The sequence below is a fragment of the Streptomyces sp. NPDC045287 genome, from assembly GCF_056432325.1.
Genome location: NZ_JBWKJG010000001.1, coordinates 452,825 through 468,115, shown reverse-complemented (window position 1 = coordinate 468,115; position 15,291 = coordinate 452,825). Strand labels below are relative to the sequence as shown.

The 15,291-nt window shown below is 70.4% G+C and carries 14 protein-coding genes; 4 read left to right on the top strand and 10 right to left on the bottom strand.

Going from position 1 to position 15,291, the window contains the following annotated elements; translation table 11 throughout:
- Window positions 1-2: 2 nt before the first annotated feature.
- Window positions 3-1,190 (bottom strand): HpcH/HpaI aldolase/citrate lyase family protein, encoded by a 1,188-nt coding sequence (locus tag AC07D6_RS02010; protein WP_479041182.1) that lies wholly within the window; start codon window positions 1,188-1,190, stop codon window positions 3-5.
- 206 nt (window positions 1,191-1,396) lie between these two features.
- Between AC07D6_RS02010 and AC07D6_RS02005 the strand changes: the two genes are divergently transcribed.
- Window positions 1,397-2,413, top strand: a complete 1,017-nt coding sequence (locus AC07D6_RS02005; RefSeq protein WP_479041180.1) for a TerD family protein — start codon at window positions 1,397-1,399, stop codon at window positions 2,411-2,413.
- Window positions 2,414-2,462: 49 nt separating this feature from the next.
- Here the strand turns inward: AC07D6_RS02005 and AC07D6_RS02000 are convergent, their stop codons facing one another.
- The 6 genes from AC07D6_RS02000 to AC07D6_RS01975 all read right to left on the bottom strand — a co-directional run bounded on the left by AC07D6_RS02000 (window position 2,463) and on the right by AC07D6_RS01975 (window position 7,088).
- Entirely contained in the window at window positions 2,463-3,203 is a 741-nt protein-coding gene (locus tag AC07D6_RS02000; RefSeq protein ID WP_315878749.1) for a TerD family protein, read from the bottom strand.
- A gap of 115 nt (window positions 3,204-3,318) precedes the next feature.
- Complete coding sequence (locus AC07D6_RS01995; RefSeq protein WP_315879926.1) at window positions 3,319-4,464, bottom strand: DUF475 domain-containing protein; 1,146 nt, start codon at window positions 4,462-4,464, stop codon at window positions 3,319-3,321.
- Window positions 4,465-4,564: 100 nt separating this feature from the next.
- Entirely contained in the window at window positions 4,565-5,140 is a 576-nt protein-coding gene (locus AC07D6_RS01990) for a TerD family protein (protein WP_315879927.1), read from the bottom strand.
- 138 nt (window positions 5,141-5,278) lie between these two features.
- Complete coding sequence (locus tag AC07D6_RS01985; protein WP_315879928.1) at window positions 5,279-5,854, bottom strand: TerD family protein; 576 nt, start codon at window positions 5,852-5,854, stop codon at window positions 5,279-5,281.
- Window positions 5,855-6,088: 234 nt separating this feature from the next.
- Window positions 6,089-6,547 (bottom strand): peroxiredoxin, encoded by a 459-nt coding sequence (locus tag AC07D6_RS01980; protein WP_315879929.1) that lies wholly within the window; start codon window positions 6,545-6,547, stop codon window positions 6,089-6,091.
- Window positions 6,548-6,650: 103 nt separating this feature from the next.
- A complete protein-coding gene (locus AC07D6_RS01975; protein WP_315879930.1) occupies window positions 6,651-7,088 on the bottom strand; it encodes a DUF3052 domain-containing protein in 438 nt (145 codons plus the stop codon).
- 410 nt (window positions 7,089-7,498) lie between these two features.
- Here AC07D6_RS01975 and aceE point away from each other — a divergent pair, with 410 nt between their 5' ends.
- Both aceE and AC07D6_RS01965 read left to right on the top strand, forming a co-directional pair.
- Window positions 7,499-10,246: a pyruvate dehydrogenase (acetyl-transferring), homodimeric type gene (gene aceE, locus AC07D6_RS01970; RefSeq protein ID WP_479041177.1), complete on the top strand. Its 2,748-nt coding sequence runs from the start codon at window positions 7,499-7,501 to the stop codon at window positions 10,244-10,246.
- A gap of 66 nt (window positions 10,247-10,312) precedes the next feature.
- The gene (locus tag AC07D6_RS01965; RefSeq protein ID WP_479041175.1) at window positions 10,313-11,173 is read left to right on the top strand and encodes an ion channel; all 861 of its coding nucleotides are present in this window, start codon (window positions 10,313-10,315) and stop codon (window positions 11,171-11,173) included.
- On the opposite strand, the gene AC07D6_RS01960 is transcribed toward AC07D6_RS01965, so the two are convergent.
- The 3 genes from AC07D6_RS01960 to AC07D6_RS01950 form a co-directional block, all read right to left on the bottom strand.
- Window positions 11,154-11,546: a peptidase inhibitor family I36 protein gene (locus AC07D6_RS01960; protein WP_315879933.1), complete on the bottom strand. Its 393-nt coding sequence runs from the start codon at window positions 11,544-11,546 to the stop codon at window positions 11,154-11,156. The genes AC07D6_RS01965 and AC07D6_RS01960 overlap by 20 nt on opposite strands.
- Before the next feature lie 210 nt (window positions 11,547-11,756).
- On the bottom strand, window positions 11,757-13,367 hold the full coding sequence (locus AC07D6_RS01955; protein WP_315879934.1) for an MFS transporter: 1,611 nt from the start codon (window positions 13,365-13,367) through the stop codon (window positions 11,757-11,759).
- 68 nt (window positions 13,368-13,435) lie between these two features.
- Window positions 13,436-13,720: a hypothetical protein gene (locus AC07D6_RS01950; protein ID WP_315879935.1), complete on the bottom strand. Its 285-nt coding sequence runs from the start codon at window positions 13,718-13,720 to the stop codon at window positions 13,436-13,438.
- Window positions 13,721-14,027: 307 nt separating this feature from the next.
- Between AC07D6_RS01950 and AC07D6_RS01945 the strand changes: the two genes are divergently transcribed.
- Window positions 14,028-15,242 (top strand): alpha/beta hydrolase, encoded by a 1,215-nt coding sequence (locus AC07D6_RS01945; RefSeq protein ID WP_315879936.1) that lies wholly within the window; start codon window positions 14,028-14,030, stop codon window positions 15,240-15,242.
- Window positions 15,243-15,291: the final 49 nt, after the last annotated feature.

Genomic DNA, 15,291 nt, shown 5'->3' with positions numbered 1-15,291 from the left:
GCTCACGGCACCGCCAGACCCGCCGCGAGCAGTTCGACGAACCCCACGTCCGCCTTGGCCACGCCGAACACCTCGGCCCGTTGGAGCGTGCGCTCCGCCCAGGCCCGGTGCGGCTTCACCTCGTTCATCTTGTTCGTGTACGCGGAGCGCAGGACGCCGCCGCCGTCGCGCTCCGGGCGCAGGATGTCCCGGGCGTCGCTGTACTCCTCGTGGCTCACGACGGACAGGGCGTGCACGGGCTGGACGTGGGAGGGGTGGATGCAGGTCTTGCCGAGCAGGCCGTTGGCCCGGTCCAGCTCGATCTCGCGGAGCAGTCCGTCCAGGTCGTGCTCGATCAGCGCGGTGCGCAGGGCGTCGGCGCGGCCCTCCGTGAAGGGGCTGCGCCGCAGCATCGGCTTGAACATCCGCTCCTGGAGGCGGAAGTACTCCCACACCGGCCCGGTGATCGTGAAGCCGCTGCCGTCGGCGCGGCCCAGGACGTTGACGACGTCCGCGATGACGTGGGCGACGATCTGCACGTCGTACGCGGTCATGTCGGGTGAGCGGCGCAGCCCGTACGCGGAGCAGAAGTCGGTGACGCCGAGCCGCAGGGCCAGGACCCGGTCGCGGTGGGCGGTGACGGAGCGGGCGATCCCGGCGAGGGTGTCGGCGCGGGTCTCCAGGTGCAGCAGCTCGGGCGACTCCAGGACGGGCATCGCGTACAGGGGGCGGCCGGCGAGGGCGTCCTCCGTGACGGGCTCCGCCTCGGCGGCGGCGAGGGCCTCCAGGAAGGGCGTGCCGCGCTTCTCGGTGAACTTCGGCAGTACGAATCCGGACAGCAGCCGTACGGCGGGGCCGAGGCGGCGGGCCAGGTCGGGGATCTGCTCGGGTTCACGGACGCGGATGAACAGCAGCGGCGGCTGGTCGTCCCGCCCGGCCAGGTCGGCGAACTGGCGTACGAGGTTCTCCTCGCCGTCCTCGACGTCCCCGTCGCCGATGGAGTCCTCCAGGCAGAGCACCATCGACACGACCCCGCGCCCGACCTGCTTCACCACGTCGTCGGCGAGTCTGGGGCGGGTGGCGGGGCTGTAGAGGGTGGCGCCGAGCGCCGCCGAGAGGACGCGGGCCGGTGAGTGGCTGTCGAACGCGCACGGCTCCTGGTGGAACAGTCCGGCCCGAGCAGCAGGCGAGATGTGCCCGAAATGACGCATGCGGTTTCCCCGAACTGCCGTGACGTACGTACTGTGCTGCCTGCGGCCTGATGACATGTGGCCGGTAATAGTACGTAAGGACAGGTGTCGTCGGTTCCCCGCCGATGTGAACGCCGGGTGACGCGGGGGCCGCCTGCGGGGGTCGCACCGGGCGGCGCCCCGGTACCGGCCCCCCGCGTTGTCCCCCCGGCGGGCGGCCAGGCAGGATGACGGGCATGACGCACGAGATGCTGAAGGGCTCGAACGTCCCGCTCGACGTCGCGGCCGTACGGGCCGTACTGCGCTGGACCCCTGGCCCGGAGGTCCCCGACGTGGACGCCTCGGCCCTGCTGCTCGGCCCGGACGGGCGGGTGCGTTCCGACGAGGACTTCGTCTTCTACAACCAGCCCCGGCACCCCTCCGGCGCGGTGCGGCGGCTGCCCAAGAAGCGCGTGGAGGACGGGCTCACCGACACGGTCGAGACGGACCTGGCGGGGCTGGAGCCGTCCGTGGACCAGGTGGTCGTCGCGGCGTCCTCGGACGGCGGCACCTTCGCGCACGTGCCGGACCTGCGGATCGTGCTGTACGACGCCGCCGCGGGCGAGGGCGCCGAGGCGCTGGCGTCGTTCCACGTGCGTCCGGAGACGGGCGAGGAGACCGCCATGATCTGCGGCGAGCTGTACCGCAGGGGTGAGCGGTGGAAGTTCCGCGCGGTGGCGCAGGGCTATCCGACGGGGCTGATCGGGCTGGCCACGGCGTTCGGCATCTCGGTCGACGAGGAAGAGGCCGCCGCCGCGGCCTCCCGGGACCCCGAGCCGACCGCCGACCCCGTGGCCTCCCAGGGCCCCGAGCCGATCGCCGACCCCGCGGCGCCGGTCCCCGGCACGGGTTCCGGTACGGATTCCGGCGCGGTCTCCGGCGCGGACCCCGAGGACGCCACCCGGGCGATACCCGTCCCGGCCGCCGCCACCGGCGCCGCGGTGGCTCCCGCCGTTCCCGCCGTCCCCCCGGTGCCGCCCCCGCCGACCGTCCCGCCCGCGTACGGCTACCCGCACACCGGGTCGCCGCAGCCCGCCTACGGCTACCCCCAGCCCGCGCCGGCGCCTCCGTACGGCCCGCCCGCCCCGCAGCCCGCCTACGGCTACCCGCACCCGGCGCCCCAGCCGGTTCCGGCGGCGGCCGGGGCGCCCGTACCGGACCCGGACTTCCGGCTGCCGCCGATGGGCCCCCAGTTCCAGCGCTGAGCCCCGCGGGGAGCCGCGGCGCGGGGCCGGGGGCGCGGCGGCGCGGCCGTCAGCGCGTCCCCGTCTTGAAGCCGCGGCCCCACTGCATGCCCCAGCCGTACATCCGGTCCAGCTCGCCCTGGAAGCCGTAGACGAACTTCACCTCGCGCCGCACCACCAGCTCGCCCTTGACGTTCTCCAGCAGGAAGACGGCGCAGGAGCGGGCCTCGGGGGCGCGCTCGTCGAGCTCGATCTCGATGCGCGGGCCGTTGCTCGGGTAGAGCGTCATCATGGCGTGGGTGCGGTCGAAGGCCGGCGTCTGGTCGTAGATGTAGACGAAGAACAGCAGCCGTCTGATGTCGTCCCGGTGGTCGAGGTTGACGAAGATCGTCTCGCCGGACGGCGAGCCGAACCGGTCGTCCCCGCTGAGCTTCACGTACGGCGGGTCGTTGAGGTCGCCGAAGTAGCCGCCGAGCGGCTGGACGACGCCCTTGGTGCCGTCGGCCAGCTCGTACAGGCACCCGATGTCCAGGTCGACGTTGGCCACGGCCCGGGTGTGGGCCTGGACCGGTTCGGGCTGGAAGAACTTCAGCGGGTGCCGCAGCAGCCGGCCGCTCTGCCGGGGCCTGCTGTCGAAGTCGGACGTGCGCATCTTCCACGAAAGGTTGACGCGCAGGTTGCCGGTCGCGGCGCCCTGCTTGGTCAGCGAGACCGTCGGGCGTCGCCGTGTCAGGTCGATCGCGTTGGTCGCGGCGCCGCCCGAGTCGAACTGCGCCGTCCTGTTCTGCCGCAGGCTGTCCCAGAAAGCCATGCCACCCCCCAAGGTGTCCGGATACGCGGCGGGGCGGCCGGGAGCTCCCGGCCGCCCCGCTCAGAAGCGTTCCGCATTGCCGGAGCGGTCACACCCCGGTCTCACGCGGTGGTCGTCACACCCCGGAGGAGACCCCGGCCTTTTCGCCGGGGCCCCCCGCACCGCCTTCGGCCGCCTCGATGCGCTTGTTGCGGCGGACCGAGGAGAGGAAGGAGGCGGCGATGAGGAACACGCCGATGAAGCCGGTGATGAGCTCGCTGATCTCGTGCTGGATGGTGATCAGGAGGATCACGGCGAGGGCGCCGATGGCGTAGTGCGCGCCGTGCTCCAGGTAGACGTAGTCGTCCAGCGTGCCCTGGCGGACCAGGTAGACGGTGAGCGACCGGACGTACATGGCGCCGATGCCGAGGCCGAGCGCCATCCAGAAGATGTGGTTGGTGATGGCGAAGGCGCCGATGACGCCGTCGAAGGAGAACGAGGCGTCGAGGACCTCGAGGTACAGGAAGAGGAAGAACGCGGCCTTGCCGGCGAGGCCGACCGCGGAGACCTGCTTGCCCTCCCGCTTGGCCTTCTCCTCCTCCTCGTGTTCCCGCTCCTCCTCCTCTTCGAGCTTGTTCTCGAAGTAGCCGGAGAGGCCGCCGACGACCAGGTAGGTGATCAGGCCGGCGACGCCGGAGAGCAGTACCGTGGCGGACTTGTCGACGTGACCGCCGCTGGTGTGCGCCTCGGTGGCGAAGGTGACCGCGCTGATGAGGAGGACGATGAGCGCGATGCAGACCGACAGCATGTCGACCTTGCCGAGCTTGGCGAGCGGACGCTCCAGCCAGGCCAGCCACTTGTGCTCGCGCTCCTCGAAGATGAAGTCCAGGAAGATCATCAACAGGAACATGCCACCGAAGGCGGCGATGGCCGCGTGCGCGTCGGTGACCAGGTTCTTGTACTGCTCCGGCTGGTCGAGCGCCAGCTGCACGGCCTCGATCGGACCGACCTTGGCACTGATCGCGACGATGACGACCGGGAAGACCAGTCGCATGCCGAACACCGCGATCAGGATGCCGATCGTCAGGAAGATCTTCTGCCAGAAGGCGTTCATCTTCTTGAGGATTCCGGCGTTGACGACCGCGTTGTCGAAGGAGAGGGAGATCTCGAGGATCGACAGGATCAGTACGATCCCGAACGCCTCCCACCCCCACTGCCAGGCGGCGAAAGCGAGGCCGAGCGCCGTGACGGCGAACGACCAGCCGAAGGTTTTCAGAACCACTGACTACCCAATCGTGTTGGGGGTCCCCCCGGGCGAAACCTGCGGGAGGGTCCCCTCCACGCCGACTGCGCCGGGTCTTGAACGAACCCTGGGACGAGCTTTAGGAAACATTGACCCCGAAGTCTAGAGCGATGCCTCGGAGACCCGACGCGTACCCCTGACCCACGGCCCGGAACTTCCATTCGCCGCCGTAGCGGTACAGCTCGCCGAAGATCATCGCCGTCTCCGTCGAGGCGTCCTCGCTCAGGTCGTAGCGGGCCAGCTCCTGACCGTCGGCCTGGTTCACGACGCGGATGAAAGCATTGCTGACCTGGCCGAACGTCTGGCCGCGCTGGTCGGCCTCGTGGATCGAGACCGGGAAGATGATCTTGTCGCAGTGAGCGGGCACCTTGCCGAGGTCGACGATGAGGGACTCGTCGTCGCCGTCGCCCTCGCCGGTGAGGTTGTCACCGGTGTGCTGGACGGAGCCGTCGGGGCTGGTGAGGTTGTTGTAGAAGATGAACCACTCGTCGCCGAGGACCCTGCCGGACTGGCAGAGCAGCGCGCTGGCGTCGAGGTCGAAGGGCGCTCCGGTGGTGGAGCGCGCGTCCCAGCCGAGTCCGACCAGCACCTGGGTCAGATTGGGTGCGACCTTGGAAAGGGAGACGTTTCCTCCCTTGGCGAGCGTGACGCCCATGACGATGATCCTCCCCGGTGGCGTACTGCGTGGCGTGCGTCCGTGTGCCGCGCGGCGCCCGTGCGCCGAGCGGTGTGGAAAGGGCGCGTCCGGCGCCGCACCGGGTGGGTGCGACGCCGGACGGAGCTGCGGTACGGCTCAGACGTTCACGCCGAAGTCCTGCGCGATGCCGCGCAGGCCGGAGGCGTAGCCCTGGCCGATGGCGCGGAACTTCCACTCCGCGCCGTGGCGGTACAGCTCGCCGAAGACCATCGCCGTCTCCGTCGAGGCGTCCTCGCTCAGGTCGTAGCGGGCGAGCTCCTCGTTGTTGGCCTGGTTCACGACGCGGATGAACGCGTTGCGCACCTGGCCGAAGGACTGCTGGCGGGTCTCGGCGTCGTAGATCGAGACCGGGAAGACGATCTTGTCGACGTCGGCCGGGACCGTCGCGAGGTTGACCTTGATCTGCTCGTCGTCGCCCTCGCCCTCACCCGTGAGGTTGTCGCCGGTGTGCTCGACCGAACCGTCCGGACTCTTCAGGTTGTTGAAGAAGACGAAGTTGCCGTCGGTGGCGACCTTGCCCTGGGCGTTCAGCAGCAGAGCGCTCGCGTCCAGGTCGAAGTCCGTACCGGTGGTGGTGCGGACGTCCCAGCCGAGACCGACCGTGACCGCGGTCAGGTTGGGCGCGGCCTTGGTCAGCGAGACGTTGCCGCCCTTGCTGAGGCTGACTCCCACGAGTCCCTCCATAGGTTTCCAGGGGCAGCGCCCCCGTCGTGCGTTGGCATCGGATCAACGACTGGATCCTAGTGAGCGGTTCCCGCCTCGAGCACGCTCTTGGGCCGATGAAACAGGGGTTTCGGGTACGCGCACGCGCTTTCGCGCGGGCGCGGGGCCCCACTCGCCACGGTGGCAGCCCCGCGCCCCGCGGGCATCAGGCCCCGCGGGCATCAGGCCCCACGCCCACGGGCATCAGAGGGCGTCGAGGGCCTTGACGTACTCGTTCAGGTCGCGGGCGTCGGGGAGGCCGTTGACGACCGTCCAGCGCACGACGCCCTCCTTGTCGATGATGAAGGTGCCGCGGACCGCGCAGCCCTTCTCCTCGTCGAAGACGCCGTAGGCGCGGGAGACCTCGCCGTGGGGCCAGAAGTCCGACAGCAGCGGGTACTCCAGGCCCTCCTGCTCGGCGAAGACGCGCAGGGTGTGGATGGAGTCGTTGGAGACGGCCAGCAGCTGCGTGTCCTCGTTGACGAAGCGCGGCAGCTGGTCGCGGAGCGCGCACAGCTCGCCGGTGCAGACGCCGGTGAACGCGAACGGGTAGAAGAGCAGCACGACGTTCTTCTCGCCGCGGAAGTCACCGAGCCGCACGGTGCGCCCGTGGTTGTCCTTCAGTTCGAAGTCCGGGGCCTTCGTGCCGACCTCGATCGCCATGGCAAAAGCATCCCTTCGGTGGGCGGATCGCTGGGGACCCACCCTACGCAACGGGCCCCCGCCGATGTGCTCGGCGGGGGCCCCTGGCTGCGGGAGCCTGCGGTCAGCGCTTCGGCTTGCCCGCCTTGGGGCTGACCAGGCGGCTGCCGACCCAGTCCTTGCCCGCGTTGATGCTCCGGGTCTGGGAGAGGCCGGCGGTCTGGGCGGCCTCGTTGATGTCGCTGGGCTCGATGTAGCCGTCACGCCCGGTCTTGGGCGTCATCAGCCAGATCTGGCCGCCCTCCTCGATCAGGCCGATGGCGTCGACCAGCGCGTCCGTGAGGTCGCCGTCCTCGTCGCGGAACCACAGCAGCACGACGTCGGCGACGTCGTCGTAGTCCTCGTCGACGAGGTCCTGGCCAATGACAGCCTCGATATCCTCACGGAGCTCCTGCTCGACGTCGTCGTCGTAGCCGATCTCCTGGACCACCTGTCCGGGCTCGAACCCCAGCCTTGCGGCTGGGTTGGTCCGCTCCTCCGCGTGGTCCGCGGTCGCGCTCACGGCTTGCCTCCTGATCATGGATGGGAAAGTGCTTCGGCCGCGCGCGTACGCGTGGCATTGGGCGTAGTCCACACGTGCTGGACGGATCGCGCAAGTACCCGACGACGTAGACCGCCGAAACGGTGACTTTTGGGGCCGTCCTGCCGCAACTCCGGGTACCCGCCCTCCCTCGCTCGTGACACACACCACACCTCTTGACCCACTTTAGGGGGTTGTATACGCCACGTCCCCACCGGGGCGCCGCACCGCCGCCCCGGGTACGGGAGCCGGGACCGGCGAAGACGGGTTACCGAGCGGTAGAGATGACGCGGGCGCCCACGGGGTAGACGATGGTGGCGACGCGACCGCAAAGCCGACACTCCATCCCGCATGTCATCACCCGTAGACACATCGAACAGCGAAGGAACAGCGTGGCTTCCGGATCCGATCGCAATCCGATCATCATTGGCGGCCTTCCCAGCCAGGTCCCGGACTTCGATCCGGAAGAGACCCAGGAATGGCTCGACTCCCTCGACGCCGCCGTCGACGAGCGGGGGCGGGAGCGGGCCCGTTACCTGATGCTCCGCCTGATCGAGCGGGCCCGCGAGAAGCGCGTGGCCGTGCCCGAGATGCGCAGCACGGACTACGTCAACACCATCGCCACCAAGGACGAGCCCTTCTTCCCCGGCAACGAGGAGATCGAGCGCAAGATCCTGAACGCGACGCGCTGGAACGCGGCCGTCATGGTCTCGCGCGCGCAGCGTCCGGGTATCGGCGTCGGCGGGCACATCGCCACCTTCGCCTCCTCCGCCTCCCTGTACGACGTGGGCTTCAACCACTTCTTCCGGGGCAAGGACGAGGGGGACGGAGGCGACCAGATCTTCTTCCAGGGCCACGCCTCCCCCGGCATCTACGCCCGCGCCTTCCTGCTGGACCGGTTGAGCGAGGCGCAGCTGGACGGCTTCCGCCAGGAGAAGTCGAAGTACCCGAACGGCCTGTCGTCGTATCCGCACCCTCGGCTGATGCCGGACTTCTGGGAGTTCCCGACGGTCTCCATGGGCCTGGGCCCGCTGGGCGCGATCTACCAGGCGCGGATGAACCGCTACATGGAGGCACGGGGCATCGCGGACACATCGCGGTCGCACGTGTGGGCGTTCCTCGGCGACGGCGAGATGGACGAGCCCGAGTCGCTCGGGCAGCTCACCCTGGCCGCGCGCGAGGGCCTCGACAACCTGACCTTCGTCGTCAACTGCAACCTCCAGCGCCTCGACGGCCCGGTCCGGGGCAACGGCAAGATCATCCAGGAGCTGGAGTCGGTCTTCCGCGGCGCCGGCTGGAACGTGATCAAGCTGATCTGGGACCGCTCCTGGGACCCGCTGCTGGCCCAGGACCGGGACGGGATCCTGGTCAACAGGATGAACACGACGCCGGACGGGCAGTTCCAGACGTACGCCACGGAGTCCGGGGCGTACATCAGGGAGCACTTCTTCGGCGACGACCACCGGCTGCGCGCGATGGTCGAGGGCATGACCGACCAGCAGCTGCTCCACCTGGGGCGCGGCGGCCACGACCACCGGAAGATCTACGCGGCGTACGCGGCGGCCAAGGCCCACAGGGGTCAGCCGACGGTGATCCTGGCCCAGACGGTCAAGGGCTGGACGCTCGGCCCGAACTTCGAGGGCCGCAACGCGACCCACCAGATGAAGAAGCTGACCGTCGACGACCTGAAGCGGTTCCGCGACCGGCTGCACCTGCCGATCCCCGACAGCGAGCTGGAGTCCGGCCTTCCGCCGTACTACCACCCGGGCCGGGAGTCGGAGGAGATCCAGTACATGCACGACCGCCGCAAGGCGCTGGGCGGGTACGTCCCGACGCGGGTCGTGCGGTCGAAGCCGCTGACCCTGCCGGACGACAAGGCGTACGCGGCGGTGAAGAAGGGGTCCGGGCAGCAGTCGATCGCGACGACGATGGCGTTCGTGCGGCTGCTGAAGGACCTGATGCGGAACAAGGAGATCGGCAAGCGGTTCGTCCTGATCGCGCCCGACGAGTACCGCACGTTCGGCATGGACTCGTTCTTCCCGAGCGCCAAGATCTACAACCCGCTGGGCCAGCAGTACGAGTCGGTGGACCGGGAGCTGCTGCTCGCCTACAAGGAGTCGCCGACCGGCCAGATGCTGCACGACGGCATCTCCGAGGCCGGCTGCACGGCGTCGCTGATCGCCGCCGGGTCGGCGTACGCCACGCACGGCGAACCGCTCATCCCGGTGTACGTCTTCTACTCGATGTTCGGTTTCCAGCGGACCGGTGACCAGTTCTGGCAGATGGCCGACCAGCTGGCGCGCGGATTCGTGCTGGGCGCGACCGCCGGCCGTACGACGCTGACCGGTGAGGGCCTCCAGCACGCGGACGGCCACTCCCAGCTGCTGGCCTCGACCAACCCGGCGTGCGTCGCCTACGACCCGGCCTTCGGGTACGAGATCGCGTACATCGTCAAGGACGGGCTGCGGCGGATGTACGGCTCCTCGGAGGAGCACCCGCACGGCGAGGACGTCTTCTACTACCTGACCGTCTACAACGAGCCGATCCAGCACCCGGCGGAGCCGGCGGACGTCGACGCGGAGGGCATCGTCAGGGGCGTCTACCGGTTCCGCGCCGGCGAGGCCGGCTCCATCCCGGCGCAGATCATGGCGTCCGGCGTGGCCGTCCCCTGGGCCGTCGAGGCGCAGCGCATCCTGGCCGAGGAGTGGAACGTCCGCGCGGACGTGTGGTCGGCGACGTCCTGGAACGAGCTGCGCCGCGACGCGGTGGAGGCCGAGAAGTACAACCTGCTGCACCCGGAGGAGGAGCCCCGCGTTCCGTACGTGACGCGGAAGCTGTCGGGTGCCGAGGGCCCCTTCGTGGCCGTCTCCGACTGGATGCGGGCGGTCCCGGACCAGATCTCGCGCTGGGTGCCGGGCCCGTACACCTCGCTCGGCGCGGACGGCTTCGGCTTCGCGGACACGCGCGGTGCCGCCCGCCGGTACTTCCACATCGACGCGCAGTCGATCGTGCTGGGCGTGCTGACGGAGCTGGCGCGGCTGGGCAAAGTGGACCGCTCCGCGCTGAAGCAGGCGGTGGACCGCTACCAGCTGCTGGACGTGGCGGCGGCCGATCCGGGCCCGGCGGGTGGCGACGCGTAAGGCGCACCGCGGGGGGTCCGGGCGCTCCGGCGCCCGGGCCTCCGGTCCCCCCTCACGCCCCTTACGATGCGCGGCATGAAGGAACCGACGGCGCAGGTCCGGTGGGAGGGGCGCACGCAGAACCCGCTGCTGGTCCTGGCTGTGGCGTTCGGCGTCGCGTACGCGGTGCCGGTCGTCGCCCCCGACGCACAACCGTGGGTGCACGCGCTGTGCATGGGCGTGGAGTGGGTGGTGTGGGCGGCGTTCGCCGCAGACTACGCCGTACGGCTGTACCTGGCCCCGTCGCGGTGGTTCTTCGTACGCGCTCACTGGCTGGACCTCCTGGCGGTGCTGCTTCCGCTGATCCAGCCGCTGCGGCTGCTGCGGCTGGTGTCGACGCTGCTGCTGGTGGGGAATCGGGCCCGGATGGCGTCGCAGGTGCGCCTGACGACGTATGTGGCGGGCTCCGTGGTGGGGCTGATGATGTTCGGATCGCTGGCCGTGCTCCAGGTGGAGCGGGACGCGCCGGACGGGAACATCAAGACGCTGGGTGACGCGGTGTGGTGGTCGTTCACGACGATGACGACCGTGGGCTACGGCGACCACGCGCCGAAGACCGGACTGGGCCGGCTGCTGGCGGTGGGCCTGATGCTGTCGGGCATCGCGCTGCTGGGTGTGGTGACGGCGAACATCGCCGCGTGGTTCGTCGCCCGCTTCGAGCGGGACGACGCCGAGGAACGGCGCCGGACGGCGGTCCTTGAGGCTCTGACGCGGGAGGTACGGGAGCTGCGGGCAGAGGTCGCCCGGCTCTCGGGTGACCCTTCGGCGGCTGTGGCGACGGGCATCCCGCCCGGGCCGTCCGGGCCGTCCGTCGCCGCGACGGGCCCCCAGGGGAGCCCCGTGCCCGGGCAGGACACGGGGCCCGACGTCAGTTCTCCCAGATCTTGATCGCCCGCACCTGGTAGGGCGAGCGCGGCACCCACGTACCGCTGCCGGGATACGTCTCGAACTCCCCGGTCTCCCCGCAGGTGGCGGACTGGTAGGTGGTGACGGGTCGCCCCGTGCGGTTGGCGAGCGCCGCCGCCGCGGTGCCGGCGGGGAGTGCGACGCAGCTGTCGACGTCCGTGGTCGCCAGCTCGTGCGTCTGCCGCTTGCCCTTGAAGGTCTCCTTCTCCCACAGGCACAGCTGTCCGCTGTCGCACGGTCCGAGTACGGGCGGCGCGGCGTCGGCGGGTGCGGCGCAGGTGGTCAGTGCGGCAATGGTGACCGCGGTCATCCCGAGTGCGGCGGCGGCGAAGAAGGGCCGTGAGGACGTACGCATATGGATCAACCCCCGATTGGTGACACTCCGTATCGATGTCTGACCCAAGCCTGACGCTGTGTGACTGGCGAAGGGAAGAGTTATCGGCTCGATCCACCCGGACGGGTGATGCCAGGAGCTTCGGGTGAGACCGCGAGGGCATGTCGAGGGCCCCGGCGCCAGGACGCGCCGGGGCCCTCGACCCCGTGTTTCGGCGGCGGTGCCGCCGGGTCAGATGTGGACGCCGCCCCCGCCGGCCTCCGCGTTGGCCCCGCGCTTGGTGAGCGTCGCGACGAGGGCCGCGGCGACCGCCACGACACCGGCGACGGTGAAGGCGAGGCCCATGCCGGACATGAACGTGTCGTGGATGACCTTGGTGATCGCGCTCAGGACGTCCGGCGTCATTCCGGGAGCCTTGGCGAGTTCCTGGGGGACGGCACCGAACTCCGCCGCCTGCTCCAGCTCGGGCGCGGGCGGGACCGGGATGCCGGCGTCCTTCCAGTTGTCCGAGAACTCGGAGTCGACCTTGGAGGACATCACGGCGCCGAGCACCGCCGTACCCAGCGCGCCGCCGACCTGCATGGCGGCCTGCTGCAGACCACCGGCCACACCCGACAGCTCCAGCGGGGCGTTGCCGACGATGACCTCCGTCGCACCCACCATGACGGGAGCGAGCCCCAGGCCGAGCAGGGCGAACCAGAGCGACGTGGCCGGCGTGCCGGTCTCCGGCGTGAGGGTGAGCATGCCGAACATCGCACCGGCGGTGCAGAGCATGCCGCCGACCAGCGGGATGCGCGGACCGAACTTGGTGATCAGCGCGCCGGCGAGCGGCGAGGAGACGATCATCATGGCCGTGAGCGGCAACAGGCGCAGACCACTGTCGACGGGGCTGAGGCCCCTGACGCCCTGGAGGTAGAACGTCACGAAGAACAGGCCGCCCATGAAGGCGAAGGCCATGAGGACCATGAGGACGACACCCGCCGAGAGCGGGACGGAGCGGAACATGCCCAGCGGGACGAGCGGCTCGCGGACCTTCTGCTGCCAGGCGGCGAAGAGGCCGAAGAGGACGACGGCGCCGAGCAGGAAGCCCCACGTCCTGCCGCTGCCCCAACCCCAGCTCTCACCGGCCTTGATGATGCCCCAGATCAGGGAGGCCATGGCGGCGGACAGCAGGACGATGCCCAGGAGGTCGAAGGAGCGCGGCGCGTTCTGCGCCCGGTGGTCCTTCAGGATCACCAAGCCCAGGACGAGGGCGAGCGCACCGACCGGCACGTTGATGAAGAACACGGACTGCCAGCTGACGTGCTCGACGAGCAGACCGCCGACGATCGGGCCGCCCGCGGTCGAGGCGCCGATGACCATGCCCCAGATGCCGATGGCCATGTTGAGCTTCTCGGCGGGGAAGGTGGCGCGGAGCAGACCGAGCGCGGCCGGCATGAGCAGCGCGCCGAAGAGCCCCTGGAGCACGCGGAAGGCGATGACCAGGGCGATGGAGTCGGACAGGCCGATCGCGGCGGAGGAGGCCGCGAACCCGGCGATGCCTATGAGGAACGTCTGGCGGTGGCCGAAGCGGTCGCCGAGCTTGCCCGCCGTGATGAGCGCGACGGCCAGGGCGAGCAGATAACCGTTGGTGATCCACTGGACGTCGGAGAGGGAGGCGTTCAGGTCCCGCTGGATCGCGGGGTTGGCGATGGCGACGATCGTGCCGTCGAGCGCGACCACCATCACACCGACGGCGACGCTGAACAGCGTGAGCCACGGATGGCCCCGCAGTCCCTTGGCCGGTGCGGGCACGGGTTCGGGACTCTGTGACGCCTTGTGAACGGTGGTCTGACCAGTCATACCGCGAGGCTAGTGACAGCAACTGACAATAAACAAAGCATTTCATAGGCTGACAACTGTCATCTGGCTCACATCGAGGCCGAGTTGGTGAAGGGCGGGAAACGGGGACATGACGTGACGGCTGGGTGGTCGGCCGCGTCGGGCCCCGCCGCGGGCCTGCGCGAGCGGAAGGAACGGCGCACCCGCGCCACCCTGCTGCGCGCCTCGTGGGAGTTCTTCACGGCCAAGAAGTACGAGGAGACGACGGTCGACGAGATGCCGACGCCGTCGAGATCCCGCAGCGCACCTTCTCCCGCTCCTTCGCGAGCACGGAGGAGGCCGCCTTCACCGCGCAGCGGATGGCGGAACAGCACCCCGTCGACGCCCCTGCATGCCCACCCCGCCCAAGAGGGCCCCTTCGACGCCCTGCGGGCCCTGACCGCGAGCCGCCTCGGCCCACCTCGCCCCGACGCTCACCACGGACTGGCGGAAAACCGCCTCCTTTGAGGCCCACCGACGCGCCGGAAACGCGAACAGGGCGTGACCACGGCCCTCCGGAGGAAGCACACGGGGTGACTCCGCCGTACGGGGTGCGGCCTCTTCCCCGGATTCGCGCGACAAACCATGATCTACGTCACAGCTCACCCGGAGGTCGTCCGGTCTCTCCTAGGGTGTCTCGTAGTGACTCCCTTCATCGCCCCCTCCTCCCTCACCGTCTGGCGGACCCTGCTGGCCCTCGCGGTGATCCTCGTTCTCCTCGCCACGACGGGCTGGACCGGCCCGCATCGCGCGCGTGCCGTGCCACTGGACTCGTGGGACGCGGCGACGGCGTCGTGGCGTGCCGACCGGATCGGCGGCCGCGCGCTTCCCGACCCCGCGTCACCGCCGACGGCCGTGGCCGCGTTCTTCGCCTCACTCAGGCCGAGGCAGCGCACGCGGCTCGCCGAGGAGCACCCGCTCGTCGTCGGCAACCTCGACGGGGTTCCGGTGGCCCTGCGGTACCGCGCCAACCGGCACGCGCTCCGCCGGGCGCTCGCCGCCGAACGCGTCCGCGTCGCCGACCGGCGGCTCTCCGCCGAGGGCCACCGCGAGGCCCTCCGGCGGACGCACCGTTTCTCCTCGCTCATGTCCGGTGGGCGCCAGATCCTCGCGTTCGACCCGTCGGGGCAGGGCCGGGTGGCGGAGGTGTTCGGCGACCTCGGGCGTGCCGAGCGGATCTCGGTGGTCGTGCCGGGCGTCGACACGCATCTGCTCACCTTCCAGAAGACGGCCCGCCGGTACACGGCCCCGTACGGGATGGCGGAGTCCCTGTACGCCGCCGAGCGCGAGGCGGCGCCGGACGTGCGGACCGCGGTCATCGCCTGGGCCGACTACACCGCGCCGACCGGTGTCGGGATGGACGCGGTGACCGGGCGGCTCGCCTCCGAAGGCTCCGTACGGCTGGTCTCCCTGGTCCGGGCGCTGCCCGGCACGTCGCACGTCTCCCTGTTCTGCCACAGCTACGGCTCCGTGGTCTGCGGGCTCGCCGCGCGCCGGCTGCCCCGGCGGGTCACCGACATCGCCGTGGCCGGCAGCCCCGGCATGCGGGCGGAGAGCGCGGCGGCGCTCGGTACGCGGGCGCGGGTGTGGGCCATGCGGGACGCCGACGACTGGATCGCCGACGTGCCGTACCTGGACGTCGGCGGACTGGGGCACGGCGCCGACCCGGTGGCACCCGAGTTCGGGGCGCGACTGCTGTCGGCGGACGGCGCCGCGGGGCACGCCGGGTACTTCGTTCCGGGCACGGACAGTCTGCGGAACTTCGCGGAGATAGGGGTCGGAGCGTACGCGGGCGTGCGCTGCGCCGATGCCACGGACGCCTGCCGTAGCGGAATTTACGGCGCCGCATCGGTCTGACCCGCGTAGAAGTCGGGCAGGGCAGTCCATTTCCACTCGTCTTCCAGGG

Bases quoted from the DNA above. Each gene is read 5' to 3' on its own strand.
- AC07D6_RS02010 (WP_479041182.1), bottom strand. From the start codon at position 1,190: ATGCGTCATTTCGGGCACATCTCGCCTGCTGCTCGGGCCGGACTGTTC.
- AC07D6_RS02005 (WP_479041180.1), top strand. From the start codon at position 1,397: ATGACGGGCATGACGCACGAGATGCTGAAGGGCTCGAACGTCCCGCTC.
- AC07D6_RS02000 (WP_315878749.1), bottom strand. From the start codon at position 3,203: ATGGCTTTCTGGGACAGCCTGCGGCAGAACAGGACGGCGCAGTTCGAC.
- AC07D6_RS01990 (WP_315879927.1), bottom strand. From the start codon at position 5,140: ATGGGCGTCACGCTCGCCAAGGGAGGAAACGTCTCCCTTTCCAAGGTC.
- AC07D6_RS01980 (WP_315879929.1), bottom strand. From the start codon at position 6,547: ATGGCGATCGAGGTCGGCACGAAGGCCCCGGACTTCGAACTGAAGGAC.
- AC07D6_RS01965 (WP_479041175.1), top strand. From the start codon at position 10,313: ATGCGCGGCATGAAGGAACCGACGGCGCAGGTCCGGTGGGAGGGGCGC.
- AC07D6_RS01960 (WP_315879933.1), bottom strand. From the start codon at position 11,546: ATGCGTACGTCCTCACGGCCCTTCTTCGCCGCCGCCGCACTCGGGATG.
- AC07D6_RS01955 (WP_315879934.1), bottom strand. From the start codon at position 13,367: ATGACTGGTCAGACCACCGTTCACAAGGCGTCACAGAGTCCCGAACCC.